1 protein-coding gene is annotated in these 1005 nt (G+C 69.5%); it reads left to right on the forward strand.

Annotated elements, in window-relative coordinates:
* The coding region (locus tag ACFWI9_RS34885) for a helix-turn-helix domain-containing protein (RefSeq protein WP_387169453.1) at nt 1-873 on the forward strand (873 nt) is incomplete at its 5' end.
* Nucleotides 874-1005: the final 132 nt, after the last annotated feature.

A 1005-nucleotide genomic window follows, 5' to 3' on the forward strand; every position in this document is an offset into this window, starting at 1 on the left:
GGTGAGGCCATGGCCACGACCGCCGGCCCGACGGTACGGCGCCGCCAGCGCGGGTCCGAGCTGCGGCGGCTGCGGGAACACGCGGGGATGCGCATCGAGGACGTGGCGGCACACCTCGAGTGCTCCATGTCCAAGATCAGCCGGGTGGAGACCGGACAGGCCCCGATCAAGGCGCGGGACGTCCGGGATCTGCTCCAGTGGTACGGCGTGACCGATCCGGTGCGGATCGAGACGGTCATGCAGATCCACAAGGACGCGCAGCAGCAGGGCTGGTGGACCCACTACGGCGAGGTGCTGCCCTCGGGCATGGCCACCTACGCGGGGCTGGAGGCCGACGCCCGCGTACTGCGCTCGTACGAGCCGACGTTCGTGCACGGTCTGCTGCAGACCGAGGAGTACGCGCGCGCCGTGATCGCGGCCGTCCGGCCCAACGAGCCTTCCGAAGTGGACCAGTTGGTGCGTTTCCGCAAGGAGCGCCAGGAGCTGCTGACCCGCGAACCGGACCCGCTGGAGCTGTGGGTGGTGATGGAGGAGAGCGTCCTGCACCGCCCCGTCGGCGGCAAGCAGACCATGGCCGCCCAACTGGAGCATCTGATCGAGGCGACGGCGCTGCCGAACGTGACGATCCAGGTCATGCCGACCGCCAAGGGCGCCCACGCGGCCCTCGCGGGGATGTTCTCCCTCATGGAGTTCGAACCCCGGATGCCCACGGTCGTCTACATCAACTCCATCGCAGGCAACGTGTACTTGGAGCGGGAGCGCGATGTGCGCACCTTCATCCAGACCTTCGACCTGGTGCGGGCCGCCGCTCCGGACCCGCAGGACACACCCGCGACGCTGGAGCGGATAGCAAGGGAGATACACGCACCATGAGCACATCCCACGGGCGCCGAAAACCGCAGGCCGTCCTCGACTCCTCCGACTGGCGCAGGAGCAGCCGCAGTTCGGGCAACGGCGCGTGTGTCGAGGTCGCCGTCGGCGGGGCTGTCTGGGCCGGCCGGGAGA

Source organism: Streptomyces sp. NPDC127084 (genome assembly GCF_042724175.1).
Lineage (GTDB): Bacteria > Actinomycetota > Actinomycetes > Streptomycetales > Streptomycetaceae > Streptomyces.